Annotated in this window: 13 protein-coding genes; 3 read left to right on the forward strand and 10 right to left on the reverse strand. The window is 72.5% G+C overall.

All coding sequences use genetic code 11. The features are described from left to right. The first annotated feature begins 68 nt into the window (after positions 1-68). Positions 69-1,253, forward strand: a complete 1,185-nt coding sequence (locus tag K9S39_RS13360) for a trypsin-like serine peptidase (RefSeq protein WP_248863562.1) — start codon at positions 69-71, stop codon at positions 1,251-1,253. Between the two features lie 183 nt (positions 1,254-1,436). Here K9S39_RS13360 and hflX read toward each other — a convergent pair whose 3' ends face one another. From hflX to miaA, 6 genes are all read right to left on the reverse strand, one after another. Then, entirely contained in the window at positions 1,437-2,924 is a 1,488-nt protein-coding gene (gene hflX / locus K9S39_RS13365) for a GTPase HflX (protein WP_248863563.1), read from the reverse strand. Positions 2,925-3,100: 176 nt separating this feature from the next. Beyond that, complete coding sequence (locus K9S39_RS13370; protein ID WP_248863564.1) at positions 3,101-4,669, reverse strand: M1 family metallopeptidase; 1,569 nt, start codon at positions 4,667-4,669, stop codon at positions 3,101-3,103. Positions 4,670-4,770: 101 nt separating this feature from the next. Further along, positions 4,771-6,972 (reverse strand): RelA/SpoT family protein, encoded by a 2,202-nt coding sequence (locus K9S39_RS13375; protein WP_248863565.1) that lies wholly within the window; start codon positions 6,970-6,972, stop codon positions 4,771-4,773. A gap of 186 nt (positions 6,973-7,158) precedes the next feature. Beyond that, positions 7,159-8,034 carry a diaminopimelate epimerase gene (gene dapF, locus K9S39_RS13380; protein ID WP_248863566.1) on the reverse strand — a complete coding sequence of 292 codons (876 nt, stop codon included), beginning with the start codon at positions 8,032-8,034 and terminating at the stop codon, positions 7,159-7,161. Between the two features lie 85 nt (positions 8,035-8,119). Further along, positions 8,120-8,680, reverse strand: coding sequence for a hypothetical protein (locus K9S39_RS13385; protein WP_248868723.1), 561 nt, complete (start codon positions 8,678-8,680; stop codon positions 8,120-8,122). Between the two features lie 108 nt (positions 8,681-8,788). Beyond that, positions 8,789-9,727 (reverse strand): tRNA (adenosine(37)-N6)-dimethylallyltransferase MiaA, encoded by a 939-nt coding sequence (gene miaA, locus K9S39_RS13390; RefSeq protein WP_248863567.1) that lies wholly within the window; start codon positions 9,725-9,727, stop codon positions 8,789-8,791. 185 nt (positions 9,728-9,912) lie between these two features. Between miaA and K9S39_RS13395 the strand changes: the two genes are divergently transcribed. Then, positions 9,913-10,275, forward strand: a complete 363-nt coding sequence (locus tag K9S39_RS13395) for a hypothetical protein (protein WP_406707923.1) — start codon at positions 9,913-9,915, stop codon at positions 10,273-10,275. A gap of 143 nt (positions 10,276-10,418) precedes the next feature. Here K9S39_RS13395 and K9S39_RS13400 read toward each other — a convergent pair whose 3' ends face one another. Both K9S39_RS13400 and miaB read right to left on the reverse strand, forming a co-directional pair. Continuing rightward, positions 10,419-11,138: a class III extradiol dioxygenase subunit B-like domain-containing protein gene (locus tag K9S39_RS13400; RefSeq protein ID WP_248863569.1), complete on the reverse strand. Its 720-nt coding sequence runs from the start codon at positions 11,136-11,138 to the stop codon at positions 10,419-10,421. Positions 11,139-11,244: 106 nt separating this feature from the next. After that, positions 11,245-12,765: a tRNA (N6-isopentenyl adenosine(37)-C2)-methylthiotransferase MiaB gene (miaB, locus tag K9S39_RS13405; protein ID WP_248863570.1), complete on the reverse strand. Its 1,521-nt coding sequence runs from the start codon at positions 12,763-12,765 to the stop codon at positions 11,245-11,247. 107 nt (positions 12,766-12,872) lie between these two features. Between miaB and K9S39_RS13410 the strand changes: the two genes are divergently transcribed. After that, positions 12,873-13,871: a TAXI family TRAP transporter solute-binding subunit gene (locus K9S39_RS13410; protein WP_248863571.1), complete on the forward strand. Its 999-nt coding sequence runs from the start codon at positions 12,873-12,875 to the stop codon at positions 13,869-13,871. Positions 13,872-13,996: 125 nt separating this feature from the next. Here K9S39_RS13410 and K9S39_RS13415 read toward each other — a convergent pair whose 3' ends face one another. Together K9S39_RS13415 and K9S39_RS13420 are read right to left on the reverse strand one after the other, a co-directional pair. Further along, positions 13,997-14,200: a cold-shock protein gene (locus K9S39_RS13415; protein WP_030288153.1), complete on the reverse strand. Its 204-nt coding sequence runs from the start codon at positions 14,198-14,200 to the stop codon at positions 13,997-13,999. Positions 14,201-14,412: 212 nt separating this feature from the next. Beyond that, positions 14,413-15,828: a sensor histidine kinase gene (locus K9S39_RS13420; protein ID WP_248863572.1), complete on the reverse strand. Its 1,416-nt coding sequence runs from the start codon at positions 15,826-15,828 to the stop codon at positions 14,413-14,415. Between the last annotated feature and the right edge of the window lie 4 nt (positions 15,829-15,832).

The raw sequence follows: 15,832 nt of genomic DNA on the forward strand, positions 1-15,832 counted from the left end.
AATCGGAACGGCGCAAAACCACCCAAGTCGCACAGACCCAGATCGATTTCACCAGGGGGAGCTCACCCATGCGATCCATACGTCGGCCAGTCCTGGCCGCGGCCGCCCTCACCGCGGTGCTGGCGCTCACCGCCACCGCGTGCGGGCCGGAGAACGGCACACCGGACGACAAGGCCACGGAGGCGGCCGGCACCACGGGCGGGGGTGAGATCCAGATCCCCCAGGAGATCCAGGACAAGCTGAAGGAACACGGCGTCGACCTGGACAAGTGGAAGAACGGCGAGTGGAAGAACTGGGACAAGGACAAGTGGCTGCGCGAGGCCGGGGAGTTCATCAACCCGATCATCAAGGACTTCTGGAATCCGGACAAGATCGACAAGATCAAGCCGCCGAAGGACCCCAGCAAGCCTGAGGACATCTCCCAGGACCAGGGCAAGACCGACCCCGAGCCGGCGGCCGTCCAGGCCCAGCCCGTCAGGACGCCGTACGACTCCACCGCTCCCGGCGTCGGTCTGCTGGCGTTCGTCACCCCCAAGGGCGAGTCCCGCTGTTCCGCCACCGTCGTCAAGGACCCGGCGCACCCCGGCAAGTCCAACCTCGTGTGGACCGCGGCGCACTGTGTGCATGCCGGCAAGGAGGGCGGCTGGTACCGGAACGTGATGTTCGTGCCGAACTTCAACCGGACCGGCCAGCCCGCCGACAAGATGAGGACCACGCCGTTCGAGGACCGCGTCCCGGCGGGCAAGTGGTGGGCGGACGACATGGCCACGTCCGACCAGTGGATCAAGGACGGCGGCGCCGTTCCGGGTGTGCCGATGGCTCCGTACGACTACGCGCTGATGCATGTGAAGCCGGAGTCGGCCAACGGCGGTAAGTCGCTCGAAGAGGTCGCCGGCGGCGCGTACGAGGTCGAGTTCAACGCTCCCGCGATGAAGAAGATCCCGAGCCTGACCGCTCAGGGCTACCCGGCCGAGGCGCCGTTCGACGGCGCCGTGCAGAACCAGTGCACCGACAAGCCGACCCGTCTGACGACGAACGCGAAGATGCCGACCATGTACCGGATCGGCTGCACCATGACCGGTGGTTCCTCCGGTGGCCCCTGGTTCATCAAGGGCCAGGACGGCAAGCCGGTCCTGGTCTCCAACATGTCGATGGGGCCGCGCCCGGCCCGCTGGGCGGCCGGCCCGCACCTGGGTGCCGAGGCCAAGACGATGTTCGACAACATGAGCAAGAAGTGGGCGAACAAGCGGTAATGCCCCCTTTTTGCGGCTAAACCTCCCCACGCATAGGGCGCGGGGGACCCCCCATCGCTCTCGCGGACCTGATTGCTCGCCGTGGGGGTTGCCCGATTGACGGTTGCGGTGGTCGTGACGAAGGCCCGCCCCGGGGACGGCTCCCCGGGGCGGGCCTTCGTCGTACGCCGCTGCCGCGGCCGGCTATGCCGCCGGTACGAAGGGCTGGAACTCGGCGGCCAGCTCTTCGTGCACCAGCGCCTTGAGGACCGTGCCGTCCGCGGTGTGCTCCTCGGAGATGACCTCGCCCTCGGCGTGCGCCCGCGAGACCAGGGCGCCCTGGGTGTAGGGCACCAGCGCCTCGATCTCGACCTCGGGGCGCGGCAGTTCCGCGTCGAGCAGGGCGAGCAGCTCGGTCATGCCCTGACCGGTGCGGGCCGAGACCGCGAGGGTGTGCTTCTCCCGCCGGAGCAGGCGCTGCATCACCAGCGGATCGGCGGCGTCGGCCTTGTTGACCACCACGATCTCGGGCACGTCCGTCGCGCCCACCTCGCGGATCACCTCACGCACCGCGGCCAGCTGCTCCTCCGGCACCGGATGGGAGCCGTCGACCACATGCAGGATGAGATCGGAGTCGCCGACCTCCTCCATCGTGGAGCGGAACGCCTCGACGAGGTGGTGCGGGAGGTGCCGGACGAAGCCGACGGTGTCGGCGAGGGTGTAGAGCCGCCCGCTGGGCGTCTCGGCCCGCCGGACGGTCGGGTCCAGGGTGGCGAACAGGGCGTTCTCCACCAGGACGCCGGCGCCGGTGAGGCGGTTGAGCAGGGAGGACTTGCCGGCGTTGGTGTAGCCGACGATCGCGACCGAGGGGACCTTGTTGCGCCGGCGTTCCTGGCGCTTGATGTCCCGGCCGGTCTTCATCTCCGCGATCTCCCGGCGCATCTTCGCCATCTTCTCGCGAATCCGCCGCCGGTCCGTCTCGATCTTGGTCTCACCGGGGCCACGGGTGGCCATACCGCCGCCCGCGGAACCGGAGCCACCGCCACCCATCTGCCGGGACAGCGACTGACCCCAGCCACGGAGCCTGGGCAGCATGTACTGCATCTGCGCCAGGGAGACCTGCGCCTTGCCCTCCCGGGACTTGGCGTGCTGGGCGAAGATGTCGAGGATCAGGGCGGTCCGGTCGACCACCTTGACCTTGACGACGTCCTCCAGGTGGATCAGCTGGCCCGGGGAGAGCTCACCGTCGCACACCACGGTGTCCGCCCCGGATTCGAGCACGATGTCGCGCAGCTCCAGCGCCTTGCCCGAGCCGATGTACGTGGCCGGGTCCGGCTTGTCGCGACGCTGGATGACGCCGTCGAGGACGACCGCCCCGGCGGTCTCCGCCAGCGCGGCCAGTTCGGCGAGGGAGTTCTCCGCGTCGAGCGCCGTGCCCGTGGTCCATACGCCGACGAGCACCACCCGCTCCAGACGGAGCTGCCGGTACTCGACCTCGGTGACGTCTTCGAGCTCGGTGGACAGGCCCGCCACACGGCGCAGCGCCGCCCGCTCCGTGCGGTCGTACTGGTCGCCGTCACGCTCCCCGTCGATCTCGTGGCTCCAGGCGACGTCCTCTTCCATCAGGGCGTTGGCCCGAAGGCTCTCGGGGAGGCGCTGGCGGTCCTGCGGAAGGGAAGAAGAGGAGGTCATTTGATCCTTTGTGTCGTTGGGAAGCCCCTGGGGCCCGGCGGCCCCGGCGGGACTGTCGATGAGGTGCGGCTTGGATGCTGCGGCCTTCGATGGTGTCAACGTACGGGCCGCGCCGGAGATTCCCGGGTGCCGGCCGGTGTCGACCCGTCGATGGTCGCACGGCGCGTTACCGGGCGTCACGCGGGTTTTCCGGGGTGCGCCCGGGGCGGCGGCGCGGGCGCCGCGGACGGTGGCTGGGACTTCCAGTCCGGGTGTCCCGGCATCGGCGGGGTCTTCGTGCCGTACAGCCAGCCGTGCAGGAAGCCGGACAGATCCCGGCCGGCGGTCTCCGAGGCCAGCGCGATGAACTCGCGGGTGCCGGCGGAACCGTCGCGGTGCCGGGCCACCCAGGCGCGTTCGAGGCGGCCGAAGGCGTCCTTGCCGATCTTCTCCCGGAGGGCGTACAGGATCAGCGCGCTGCCGTCGTAGACGATCGGACGGAAGATGCTGATCTTCTTGCCGGGGTCGGACGGCTTGGGCCGCGCGGGCGGGCCGCCGTCCGCGCGCCAGCGGTCCGAGTACTCGTACGCCCGGCGCAGCCGTGCCTCCATGGAGCCGCGGCTGTCGCCCTTCTCGTTCGTGTAGAGCATCTCGTACCAGGTGGCGTGCGACTCGCTCAGCCAGAGGTCGGACCAGCGGTGCGGGCTGACGCTGTTGCCGAACCACTGATGGGCCATCTCGTGGACCATCACGGCCTCGACGTACCAGGCGGGCAGCCGGCGGGAGGTGAACAGTCCCTTCTCGAAGAGCGACAGGGTCTGCGTCTCCAGCTCGAAGCCGGTCTTGGCGTCCGCGATCAGCACCCCGTACGTCTCGAAGGGGAACCGGCCGAGCCGGCGCTCCAGCCAGGCCATCTGATCCGGCGTCTTGGCGAGCCAGGGCGCGAGGAGGGTGCGGTCGGCGGCGGGTACCACGTCCCGCAGCGGCAGCCCGTGCGGTCCGCGGTGCCGGAGCACGCTGGACTTCCCGATGGACACCTGGGCCAGCTCGGTGGCCATGGGGTGCGCGGTGCGGTACGTCCAGACACGGCGGGTGCCCCGGTCGCGGTGCCCCCGGGACAGGCCGCTGGCGACCGCCGTCAGCTTCCGGGGCGTGGTGATGCGGAAGGTGAAGAGCGCCTTGTCGGAGGGGTGGTCGTTGCAGGGGAAGACGCGGTGCGCGGCGTCGGCCTGGTTGGCCATCGCCAGCCCGTCGACGGTCCGGAGCCAGCCGCCGTCGTTCCTGCCGCGCGGGTCGCTGGTGTGCCGGATGACGATCCGCAGCTCCCGGTCGGGGACGACCGGGATGACCGGGGTGACGACCAGGTCCTCGCCGTGCCGGGCGTGCTCGGCGGGCAGGCCGTCGACCTGGACGGACTGGACGGTGCCGCGGTCGAAGTCGAGGTTGAGGTGGTCGAGTGAGGCGGTGGCGCGGGCGGTGATCTCCGTGACGGCGGTCATCGGACGGTCGTTGCGGCCCGGGTAGTCCAGGGCGATGTCGTAGGACAGGACGTCATAGCCGGGGTTGCCGAGGGTGGGGAAGAGACGGTCGCCGATACCGCGCGGGCCCGGGGAGGCGGGCACGGCAGCGCCGAGCGTGGTGAGGGCCGCGAGCCCCGCCGCGAGGGCCCGCCGGGCGGCCCGGGGCGGGGTCCGGCGGCGTGGGCGGTGGAGCCGGTCTCGGGCGGCGTCGGGTTCACGGGACGGGCGGCGCAAGGGAAGCGACATGGGCTACCGCTATCAGCGCGGCCCCCTCCCCCGTGGGTGGCACGGCACGACGGCACCCGAACGGGCACCGGATCATACGTCCGGCTTACGTCCGCGTCCGGCTACGGGCGCAGCGCGGCGGCCGGTCTGGCCCGGCCCGCCCGCAACACGTCGAAGACGCCCGGCACTTGGCGCATCGCCCGCATCAGGGACGGCAGCCCGCCGGCGTCGGGCAGCTGCAGCGTGTAGGTGTGCCGCACCCGCTGCTCGTGCGGGGGTTCGACGGCGGCGGACACCACGGCGGCGCCCTGGGCGGCGATCGCCTCGGTGAGATCGGCCAGGAGGTGGGGCCGGCTGAACGCCTCGGCGAGGAGGGTCACCCGGCAGCCCTGCCCGGTGCGGCCGGTGCCCCGCCAGCGCACCCCGACCGGCTGCCGGCCGGTCGCCGCCATCCGCGCCACCACGGGGCACAGGGCGCGGTGCACGGTGACCGTGCCGCCCCGTACGGCGAACCCGGTGACGCTGTCCGGCGGCACCGGGGTGCAGCAGCCCGCCAGCCGGACCGCCGCGCCGGGCAGGTCCGCCACGGCGAGGGCGGACGCCGGGGTGGCCTCGGGCGGGTGGTGCGCGGACACGTCGGCGGGCGGCGCGGCCGGTGCCTCCCGGGGCCCGGCGGGCGGGCCGCCGGCCTCCTCCGGCTCCGACAGCCGCCGGGAGATGGCGAGCCGGGCGGCCGGCGTACGGGCGTGGTCGAGCCACTCCGGGGAGGGGCCGGTCGCCGGGTCCGGGGACATCAGCAGATGCAGGCTGTCGCCGTCGTGCAGGACGGTGGAGAGGGTCGCGAGGCGGCCGTTGACGCGGGCGCCGATGCAGCAGTGTGCCGCCTCGCCGTGCCGCGCGTACGCGGCGTCCACACAACTCGCCCCGGCGGGCAGCCCTATGGCGCCGCCCGTGGCCCCCGTGGCCCGGCCGTCCGGCCCGTCCGACGGCTCGTCGGCGCAGAAGACGGTGATCTCCCGGTCCTGCGCGAGATCGTCCCGCAGGGAGGTCCAGAACGTGTCCGGATCGGGGGTCGTCCGCTGCCATTCCAGCAGCCGGGAGAGCCAGCCGGGGCGGGTGGGGTCGGCCCGCTCCCCCTCGGGCGCGTCGCCCCCGTCCACGGGCGCGTAGGGATTGCCCAGCGCGATGACCCCGGCCTCCGCGACCCGGTGCATCTGATGCGTCCGGATCAGTGTCTCGGCGATCTCCCCGGACTCGTCGGTGACCGCGGTGTGCAGCGACTGGTAGAGGTTGAACTTGGGGGACGCGATGAAGTCCTTGAACTGGGAGACGACCGGGGTGAAGCAGGTGTGCAGCTCCCCCAGGACCGCATAGCAGTCGGCGTCCTCCGCGACGAGGACCAGCAGCCGTCCCAGGTCCGCGCCGGTCACCTCGCCGCGCCCCAGCAGGACGCGGTGCACGGACACCAAGTGCCGGGGGACGACGCGGACTTCGGCGCCGATCCGGGCCTCGTCCAGAATCGTGCGCACCCGGTCGGCGAGGGCGGCCAGCGGATCGGGGCGCTGCCGGCCGAGGGCGGCCCGCTCCCGCACGAGGCGGCGGGTGGCGGCGTACTCCTCCGGGTGCAGGATCTCGAAGACCAGGTCCTCCAGCTCGCTCTTCAGCGCCTGGACGCCGAGGCGTTCGGCGAGCGGGATCAGCACGTCCCGGGTCACCTTGGCGATCCGGGCCTGCTTCTCGGGGCGCATCACGCCCAGCGTGCGCATGTTGTGCAGCCGGTCGGCGAGCTTGATGGACATCACCCGGACGTCGTTGCCGGTGGCGACCAGCATCTTGCGGAAGGTCTCCGGCTCGGCGGCCGCGCCGTAGTCGACCTTCTCCAGCTTGGTCACCCCGTCGACGAGATAACAGACCTCCGCGCCGAACTCCGCCCGCACCTGATCGAGTGTCACTTCCGTGTCCTCGACGGTGTCGTGCAGCAGCGAGGCGGTCAACGTAGTGGTCTCCGCGCCCAGTTCGGCGAGGATCAGGGTGACCGCGAGCGGGTGGGTGATGTACGGCTCGCCGCTCTTGCGCATCTGGCCGCGGTGCGAGGACTCCGCCAGGACGTACGCCTTGCTCAGGATGTCCAGGTCGGCGTCGGGGTGGTGGTGGCGGTGCACCTTGGCGACATGTTCCAGGGCGTCCGGGAGGCCGTCGCGGGGGGCCGCGCCGAGCAGCGCGGCGCGCCCGATCCGACGCAGCCCCCGAAGCTCCAGCCGGGGGCGGCCGCGCCTGCGGCCCGCTGCTTCAGGGTTACGAGGGTTCGAGGCCTCTGCGCTCATGGGCACCTCCGGCAGCGTCGACCGGCGGTGGACGCCGTTCAGTCGGACGTCCGAGCCGGTGATTGATGCTATCGAGCCCATCACGCAGCGCTGTCCGCCTCTCGCCCAGCGTGAAACGGATCACCCATTCGAGCGAATCTCACGGCCGGAGCCGTATCCCGCGCGTCCCCACAACGGGGGACACCGTCAGGCGAGCGCCTCCGCCGCCCACGCGGGATCGAAGGTGCCCTCGGCGACGATCACGGCCGGCCCGGTCATCTCCACCGTTCCGTCGGGCTGCTCGGTGATCGACAGGCTGCCGCCGAGCACATCGACGGTGTACGTGACCGGCGTTCCGGTCACGGCCGGGTCCGCGCCGTCCCTGCGGGCGGTGGCGACCGCGACCGCGCAGGCACCAGTACCACAGGACCGGGTCTCGCCGGAGCCGCGCTCGTGCACCCGCATCGCCACATGGCGCGGGCCGCGGTCCACGACGAACTCGATGTTCACGCCGTCCGGATAAACCCCCGCTGGGCTGAACGGCGGCACGGCGCGCAGCTCACCGGCGTGGTCCAGATCCTCGACGAACGCGACGGCGTGCGGATTGCCCATGTTCACGTTGCGGGCGGGCCAGCTGCGTCCGCCGACGGTGACGACGACGCTCTCCTCGGGAAGCTCGGCGCGTCCCATCGAGACCGTGACCTCGCCGGTCTTGGCGAGATGGACCCGTCGTACGCCGGCACGGGTGGCGATGGCGAGATCGCCCGCCTCGACCAGCCCGGCGTGCAGCAGGTAGCGCGCGAAGACGCGGACGCCGTTGCCGCACATCTCGGCGACCGAACCGTCGCCGTTGCGGTAGTCCATGAACCATTCGGTCTCGTCGGCCATCGCGTGTGCCTCGGGGTGCGCGGCGGACCGTACGACCCGCAGCACGCCGTCGCCGCCGAGACCGGCCCGCCGGTCGCAGATCCGGGCGACCGCGGCCGCGGGCAGATCGAGCCGCCCGTCCGGGTCGGGGACGATCACGAAGTCGTTCTCGGTGCCGTGGCCCTTGAGGAAGGCGATGCGCGGAGGGTTGCTCACCCCTGAATCGTACGGGTCCGGTCCGGGAACCCGCGAAGCCGGGGACGCGGCGGACGTCCGGCCTCGGAGCGCGCGGGCGCGCACGTCAGCGCAGCCGGGCCACCCGCCAGATCGCGAGGGCGACCGGCACCACCACCAGCGAGGTGTACATCAGCACCACCCGCCAGCTCGCGCGCCGCCCGGAACCGCGCGCCGGCAGTCCCGGCCAGGTGTACCCGACGCGGCGGGCGGCCATCATGCCCCACCCCGCCGCGCAGCAGCACAACAGCAGCCCGAGCATCGCGATCACCGCGCCCCCGTCGCCGCCGAACTCGAAGGCGAGGGGGAAGGCGAACATCAGCGAACCGACGGCGGCGAGCACGACGATCGGCGCGAGCTGCCACAGGCGCAGCCGACGCGGCGGCCGGAGCTCCCGGAAGGACTCGCCGCCCTCGGCGGGCCGGTCGGGGTCCGCCTCGGGGCCGTCCGAGTCGTCCAGGGCGCGGTCGGTGTCGTCCAGGTCCGCCGGCTCGGCGAGCGGGGCGGAGGACATGGTGTCGGGAGCGTCCGGGGTGTCCGGACCATCCTGGGGCACCGGGGCCGGGGGAGCGGAGTCCGCTGTGTCCCGGTCCGGTTGCTGCGCTCTGTTGCGAGGGCCGGCCTCCATTGCCACGCGCCCTCCCCACTGCAGATTGCACGCCTCGATCGAAGGTCGATGATGACACGCCCTCAGGGCCCCGGATGACGGCCGGAGCGTCCCGATGCCATGACGTGATCAGGCTGTGACCGGTCGTTCGAGCAACGCCAGCGCGAGCCGTGGAAGTTCCGCCCGGCGGTCGGCGGCGCCGCTGAGCCAGTGGACCCGGGGGTCCCGGCGGAACCACGAGTCCTGACGGCGCGCGAAGCGCTTGGTGGCGCGCACCGTCTCGTCACGCGCCTCCTGCTCGGTGCACCCCCCCGCCAGCTGGGCGAGCACCTGCTGGTAGCCGAGCGCCCGGGACGCCGTACGGCCCTCGCGCAGCCCTTCGGCCTCCAGCCGGCGCACCTCGTCGACCAGGCCCGCCTCCCACATCCGGTCGACCCGCCGCGCGATCCGCTCGTCGAGCTCGGGGCGCTCGACGTCCACCCCGATCTGCAGGGTGTCGTAGACCGCTTCGTGGCCGGGGAGGTTCGCGGTGAACGGGCGGCCGGTGATCTCGATGACCTCCAGGGCGCGCACGATGCGCCGGCCGTTGCCGGCCAGGATGGCGCGGCCGGCCTCGGGGTCGGCGGCGGCCAGCCGGGCGTGCAGGGCGCCGCTGCCGTGTTCCGCCAGCTCGGCCTCCAGGCGGGCGCGGACGTCCGGATCGGTGCCGGGGAAGTCGAGGGCGTCGAGGGCGCCGCGTACGTACAGTCCGGAGCCGCCCACCAGGACCGGGGTGCGGCCCTCGGCGAGCAGCCGGTCGATCTCGGCGCGGGCGAGCTTCTGGTACTCGGCGACGCTGGCCGCCCGCGTCACGTCCCAGACGTCGAGCAGCCGGTGCGGGACGCCCTGCCGCTCCTCGGGGGTGAGCTTGGCGGTGCCGATGTCCATGCCGCGGTAGAGCTGCATGGAGTCGGCGTTGATGACCTCGCCGTCCAGGTGCTGGGCGAGGGCGACGCCCAGGTCCGACTTTCCGGCCGCGGTGGGGCCGACGACAGCGATGACCCGCGGAGCGGGAGCGGCGGTGTTCACCCCGTCAGTCTCGCAAACATCACGCCCCCTCTCGAACGAGCGACGTGACGGGCTACAGGTGAGGTCGTTGCCTGTTGCGAGATCCCGTGAGCCGGTGCAGGACCGGCGCCCGTGGGCGGCGCAATGGGACGCTCCGGGCGGCGCGGGATTTCGCCCGGACGAGGAGTGTAGGAGAAGTGATGGGCGTGTTTTCGCGGTTTCGCCGTCGTAAGGACGAGGCGCTGACGGAGGAGGCCTCCGCGGCTGCCGTGACGGCGGAGCCGGAGGCTCCCGAGCCGGGTGCGTCGGCCGGCGCTGCCGAGGACACCGGAGGTACGGCCGAGGACACCGCGGGTACGGCGGCGTCCTCCGAGGGCGCGACGGTCCCGGAGGCGGCGGATACCGGGGCCGATACCGGGAGCGATGAGCCGGACACCGATCAGGACGGTGCGGCGGCCGGGCAGGACGCGCCGTGTGCCGAGGCGGCCGCCGAGGGCCCGGGGATTCCCCGGCAGAAGTCCGGGGGAACGGCGGCGGGCAGCGAGGCGGGGGAGGGCGCCCGGAAGTAGCCCACCGGCCGGACGGCGGACGGCGGCGGCCTCGGGGTGCGGAGCCTCGCGGTCGCCGCCGTACGTCCGTGCCGTACGTCCGGGGCCCGGACCCTCGGCCGCAGGCCCCATGAGCGACGGCCCTCAGGACCAGATCGCCACTCCTAGGACCAGGTCGCCACGAAGTATCCGACCCCGTACGGTGCCTCGTCGCGGAGCAGTTCACCGCGCAGGCCCGCGCCCTGGGCCGCGCCGGCCAGGACCTGCCAGCAGGCGCGCCCGGACGCCTTGAGGTCGGCGGCCAGTTCCTCGTCGAGTGCGGTCAGCGCGGCGATATCGGCGGCTCCCAGAGCGCGGGCCACCTCGGCGTCGAACGCCTCGGCCCGCTCGTCGAAGTACCCCGGCGCCGTCACCGAGCGGCAGGCGCTGCCGTCGCCCATCACCAGGAGCGCCACACGGGGCGCGGAGGCGGCGATCTCCCGGCCCACCGGCAGGCCCCGGTCCCGGGTCAGCGGCTCCCCGACGCCCAGGCCTTCGACGGGGGCGTCGGCCCAGTCCGTACGGGACAGCAGCCAGGCGCCGACGGACAGCGAGGGCGGCAGCTCCCGCTCGGACGGCTCGAACGGGGTGTCCGCGGCGCCCAGGGACACCTCAAGATCCACCCCGAAGCCCCGGAAGGAGCCGGTGGAGCCCTGCGGGTGCGGGCCCCGGCCCGCCTGTTCGGCCGGGCCGAGGACGAGCAGCCGGTCCGGGCGGGCCGCGGCGAGCACGCCGACCGCGTCCAGCGAGGCGGCGCGCAACGCGTCCAGCTCGGGCGCGGCACCGGCGGCGACCTCCGGGACGAGCAGCGGCGGACAGGGGCAGATGGCGGCGGCTACGAGCATGCCACGCAGGGTAACGCCCCAGGTGCGGGGCGGGGCGCGGCGAGCCGGGGTGCCCCCGAAGGCAACGCCCCAGGTCACCCGGGGCCGCCACGGGCCGCCCCGCCGCTCAGTCGCAGCCGCAGCCCGCCGTGGGAGCCGGGCTCGGGGACGGTGCCCCGATGGTGGGCAGGCCCAGCAGCACGCCCCCCGGCTTTTCGGCCGGGGCGGCGTTGCGCTTCTCCCAGGCGTCGCCCGCGCGCGTACGGCGGACGCCACGGTCCGGCCCCTCGGCGAGAAGATGGTGCGGGGCGGCGTAGGTGACCTCGACGGTGACCATGTCTCCGGGGCGCACCGGCTCGGCGGGGGGTGCGAAGTGGACGAGGCGGTTGTCGGGGGCCCGGCCGGACAGCCGGTGCGTGGCGCCGTCCTTGCGGCCCTCGCCCTCGGCGACCATGACCTCCAGGGTGCGGCCGACCTGCTTCTTGTTCTCCGCCCAGGAGATCTCCTCCTGGAGGGCGACCAGCCGCTCATAGCGCTCCTGGACGACGGCCTTGGGGATCTGCCCGTCCATCTCGGCCGCGGGGGTGCCGGGCCGCTTGGAGTACTGGAACGTGAACGCCTGCGCGAAGCGGGATTCCCGTACGACGTGCAGCGTCTGCTCGAAGTCCTCGTCCGTCTCGCCGGGGAAGCCGACGATGATGTCGGTGGAGATCGCGGCGTCCGGCATCGCGGCGCGCACCTTCTCGATGATCCCGAGGTAGCGCTCCTGGCGGTAGGAGCGGCGCATGGCCTTCAGCACCCGGTCCGAACCGGACTGCAGCGGCATGTGCAGCTGGTGCATCACATTCGGCGTCTCGGCCATGGCGGCGATGACGTCGTCGGTGAAGTCGCGGGGGTGCGGGGAGGTGAACCGGACCCGCTCCAGGCCCTCGACCGTGCCGCAGGCCCGCAGCAGCTTGCTGAACGCCTCGCGGTCGCCGATGTCCGAGCCGTACGCGTTCACGTTCTGGCCGAGCAGGGTGATCTCGGTGACGCCCTCGGCGACGAGGGCCTCCACCTCGGCGAGGATGTCGCCGGGCCGGCGGTCCTTCTCCTTGCCGCGCAGCGCCGGGACGATACAGAACGTACAGGTGTTGTTGCAGCCGACCGAGATGGAGACCCAGGCGGCGTAGGCGCTCTCGCGCCGGGTGGGCAGCGTCGAGGGGAACTGCTCCAGCGACTCGGCGATCTCGACCTGTGCCTCCCGCTGGACCCGGGCCCGCTCCAGCAGCACCGGCAGCTTGCCGATGTTGTGCGTCCCGAAGACCACGTCGACCCAGGGGGCCTTCTTGACGATGGTGTCGCGGTCCTTCTGGGCGAGGCAGCCGCCGACGGCGATCTGCATGCCCGGCCGCGCGGCCTTCTTCGGGGCGAGCTGCCCGAGGTTGCCGTAGAGCCGGTTGTCGGCGTTCTCCCGGACCGCGCAGGTGTTGAAGACGACGACGTCGGCGCCGTCGGCGTCCTTGGGCACGGGGACGTAGCCGGCGTCCTCCAGCAGTCCCGACAGCCGCTCGGAGTCGTGGACGTTCATCTGGCACCCGTAGGTGCGCACCTCGTATGTCTTCTGTTCCTGAACGCCCACTGCCTGGCTCCGGTCACTGCTGGTCATACGACAAGGGTAGGCGGTGCCCGGAGGAACTCCCGACGCCGAGGGGAGGGGCGAGGGCCCTCCCCCGCCCCTCCCCTTCCACCCCCGGGCCTGGCAGGATCCCGCCCATGGGCACAGCACTCCCCCACATACGCGGCCGCCGGGCACTCCACGTGGCCTGCGCGACGCTGGCCGGGCTCGGGCTGCTGGTGTGGTGGGTGCTGTCGACGGGGGGCGAGCCCTCGCCCGGCGGGAAGGTGACGCTGGCCACCGGAGTGCCGACCGGGGTGTACGCGCGCTACGGGGAGCTGCTGAAGCAGGATCTGGCGCGCGATATGCCGGATGTGGATCTGCGGCTCACGGGCAGCGAGGGATCCGTCGACAATCTGCGGCGGCTGGTGGACGGGCGTGCGGAGTTCGCGATCGCGACGGCGGACGCGGTGTCGACGTACCGCAGCAGGGGCGAGCGGGGCGCGGACCGGCTGCGGGCGTGTGCGCGGCTGTACGACGACTACATGCAGCTGGTGGTGCCGAAGGATTCCGCGGTGCGCTCGACCAAGGGGCTGCGGCACTTGCGGGTGGGTGTCGGGTCGGACGGTTCCGGCGTACAGCTGATCACCCGGCGGCTGCTGGAGGCGGCGGGGCTCGACTTCGACAAGGACATCGAGCCGGTGCGGGTCGGCATCGACCAGATGCCGAAGCTGCTGGAGCGGGGCGAGCTGGACGCGTTCTTCTGGTCGGGCGGGCTGCCGACGACGGCGGTGCAGCGCTTGGCGGGCAGGTTTCCGGTGCGGCTGGTCCAGCTCGGGGATCTGACCGAGGCGCTGCACCGGCAGGGCGAGCGGACCCACTACTACCGGGCGGCGGTGATGCCGGCCGACGCCTACCCGAAGGCCCAGGACGGGCAGGCGGTGAAGACGATCGCGGTGGCGAATCTGCTGGTGACGACGGACCGGGAGGACGCCGCGCTGACGGAGGGCATCACCCGTACCGTGATCAACAGCCGGGACCGGATCGGGCTTGAGGTGCATGCCGCGCAGAAGGTGGACCTGCGGACGGCGGTGTTCACCGATCCGCTGGATCTGCATCAGGGAGCGCGGCGCTATTACGTGTCGGTCAAGCCCTGAGTCACGCTTCGGCCACGCCCTGAGTCACACGTCGGTCCAGCCCTGAAGGACATGTCCGGACGGAAACGGGACGGGGCCCGCACCGGTGTGGCCGGTGCGGGCCCCGTCGCGGGACGCGTGGTGTGTCAGGCGGGGATGATGTTCTCCGCCTGCGGGCCCTTGGGGCCCTGGGTCACGTCGAACGAGACCTTCTGGCCCTCAAGGAGCTCACGGAAGCCCTGGGCCTGGATGTTCGAGTAGTGGGCGAAGACGTCGGGGCCGCCGCCGTCCTGCTCGATGAAGCCGAAGCCCTTTTCCGAGTTGAACCACTTCACGGTGCCGGAAGCCATAATTTTCTCCTTCTTGGGGCAAACCGGAGACCGCACTGCACGGCCTCCCTGTCGCCGAGATGATCCCGACACCGGAACACGTCCGGTAAAACAAGGAACGCCTGGGGCTACAAGCCTCCAGGCGCCAAATTTCATGGGTACCACAACTGCAACGTGGCCAACCTTAGCACAGCGCCGGGCGGGCAGTGGATCTTCCGGCCCTGCGGGCTTCCTCAGGGCGCGGTGCGCGGCACGGTGACGGTGACCCGGAGGCCGTGCGGCGGGTGCGGTGCGTAGCCGATGGTGGCGCCGCCCGCGGCGAGCAGGGCGCGGGTGATCGACAGGCCGAGGCCGGAGCCGGAGACGTTCTGGTGGCGGCCGCTGCGCCAGAAGCGGTCACCGACCCGGGCGAGCTCGTCGTCGGTCAGGCCGGGGCCCCGGTCGGCGACGATGATCCGGACGCTCTCGCCGTCCGGTACGACGTCCACGGTCACCGGCTCGCCGGACGGGGTGAACTTCAGGGCGTTGTCGACGACGGCGTCCAGCGCGCTGGAGAGGGCGACCGGGTCGGCCCAGCCGGTGACCGCGCTCTGGCCCTCGTACGTCAGGCGGACGCCCTTGCCGTCGGCGAGCGGGCACCAGGAGTCCACGCGTTCCGCGGCGAGCGCCGCGACATCGGTGAGCTGGAGGTCGACGGCGGCGTGTTCGGCGAGCGCGAGGTCGAGAAGATCGTCCAGGACGCGGGCCAGCCGTTTGCCCTCGGTGCGGACCGAGGCGATCTCCTCGTTGCCGTCGGGGAGTTCGAGGGCCAGCAGCTCGATGCGCAGCAGGAGCGCGGCGAGCGGATTGCGCAGCTGGTGGGAGGCGTCGGCGACGAAGGCGCGCTGCTGTTCCAGGACTTCTTCGACGTTGTCCGCCATCTCGTTGAACGAGCGGGCCAGCCGGCGCAGTTCGGGTGGTCCCGCGGTGGCGGCGACCCGGGACTTCAGCCGTCCGGTGGCGATGTCGTGGCTGGCGGCGTCCAGGACCCGGACGGGGCGCAGCACCCAGCCGGTGAGGCGGAACGCCGCGGCGACGGCGACGAGCATGGCCGCGCACTCGCCCGCGGCGATCAGCAGCCAGCTGTGCAGGATGCGGGAGCGCAGCTGTCCGGTGGGCGAGTCGGTGACGACCACGGCGACCACGTCCCCGTCGCGGATCACCGGCGAGGCGACCGGGATGCGGCCGCCGGCGTCCCAGGGCCAGATCTGGTGCGGATCGTGGCTGCGGCGGCCGGCCAGCGCCTCCTTGAACGCCTGCGCGCCCTCGCCCTGACGGGGCACCGGGAGGGACTGCGGGGCCCGCGCCATCGGGGTGTGATCGCGGTAGTAGACGCCGGCACGGATGCCGTAGAGGTCGTGGTAGCGCGCCAGCTCGGCGCTGAGGGTGGCGCGCCGCTCGTCCTCGTCGGGGCTCTCGGTGGCGGTGTCCGAAGCGGGGCCGGCGGTGACGAACTGGGCGAGGGAGGCGAACCGCGCGGCGTCGTCGATCCGGTCGACGACGACCCGCTGCTGTTCCACACCGGCCGTGATGACGCCGAGCGGGATGCCGAGCGCGAGCAGCACACCGGCCATGAGGACGATCAGGAGGGGGAGGAGTCGGGTGCGCACGTGT

Origin of the sequence: Streptomyces halobius, assembly GCF_023277745.1 — a bacterium.
GTDB lineage: Bacteria > Actinomycetota > Actinomycetes > Streptomycetales > Streptomycetaceae > Streptomyces > Streptomyces halobius.

Coding starts and splice junctions, on each gene's coding strand:
- K9S39_RS13360 (WP_248863562.1), top strand. CDS start 69: ATGCGATCCATACGTCGGCCAGTCCTGGCCGCGGCCGCCCTCACCGCG.
- hflX (WP_248863563.1), bottom strand. CDS start 2,924: ATGACCTCCTCTTCTTCCCTTCCGCAGGACCGCCAGCGCCTCCCCGAG.
- K9S39_RS13370 (WP_248863564.1), bottom strand. CDS start 4,669: ATGTCGCTTCCCTTGCGCCGCCCGTCCCGTGAACCCGACGCCGCCCGA.
- K9S39_RS13375 (WP_248863565.1), bottom strand. CDS start 6,972: ATGAGCGCAGAGGCCTCGAACCCTCGTAACCCTGAAGCAGCGGGCCGC.
- K9S39_RS13385 (WP_248868723.1), bottom strand. CDS start 8,680: ATGGAGGCCGGCCCTCGCAACAGAGCGCAGCAACCGGACCGGGACACA.
- K9S39_RS13400 (WP_248863569.1), bottom strand. CDS start 11,138: ATGCTCGTAGCCGCCGCCATCTGCCCCTGTCCGCCGCTGCTCGTCCCG.
- miaB (WP_248863570.1), bottom strand. CDS start 12,765: ATGACCAGCAGTGACCGGAGCCAGGCAGTGGGCGTTCAGGAACAGAAG.
- K9S39_RS13410 (WP_248863571.1), top strand. CDS start 12,873: ATGGGCACAGCACTCCCCCACATACGCGGCCGCCGGGCACTCCACGTG.
- K9S39_RS13415 (WP_030288153.1), bottom strand. CDS start 14,200: ATGGCTTCCGGCACCGTGAAGTGGTTCAACTCGGAAAAGGGCTTCGGC.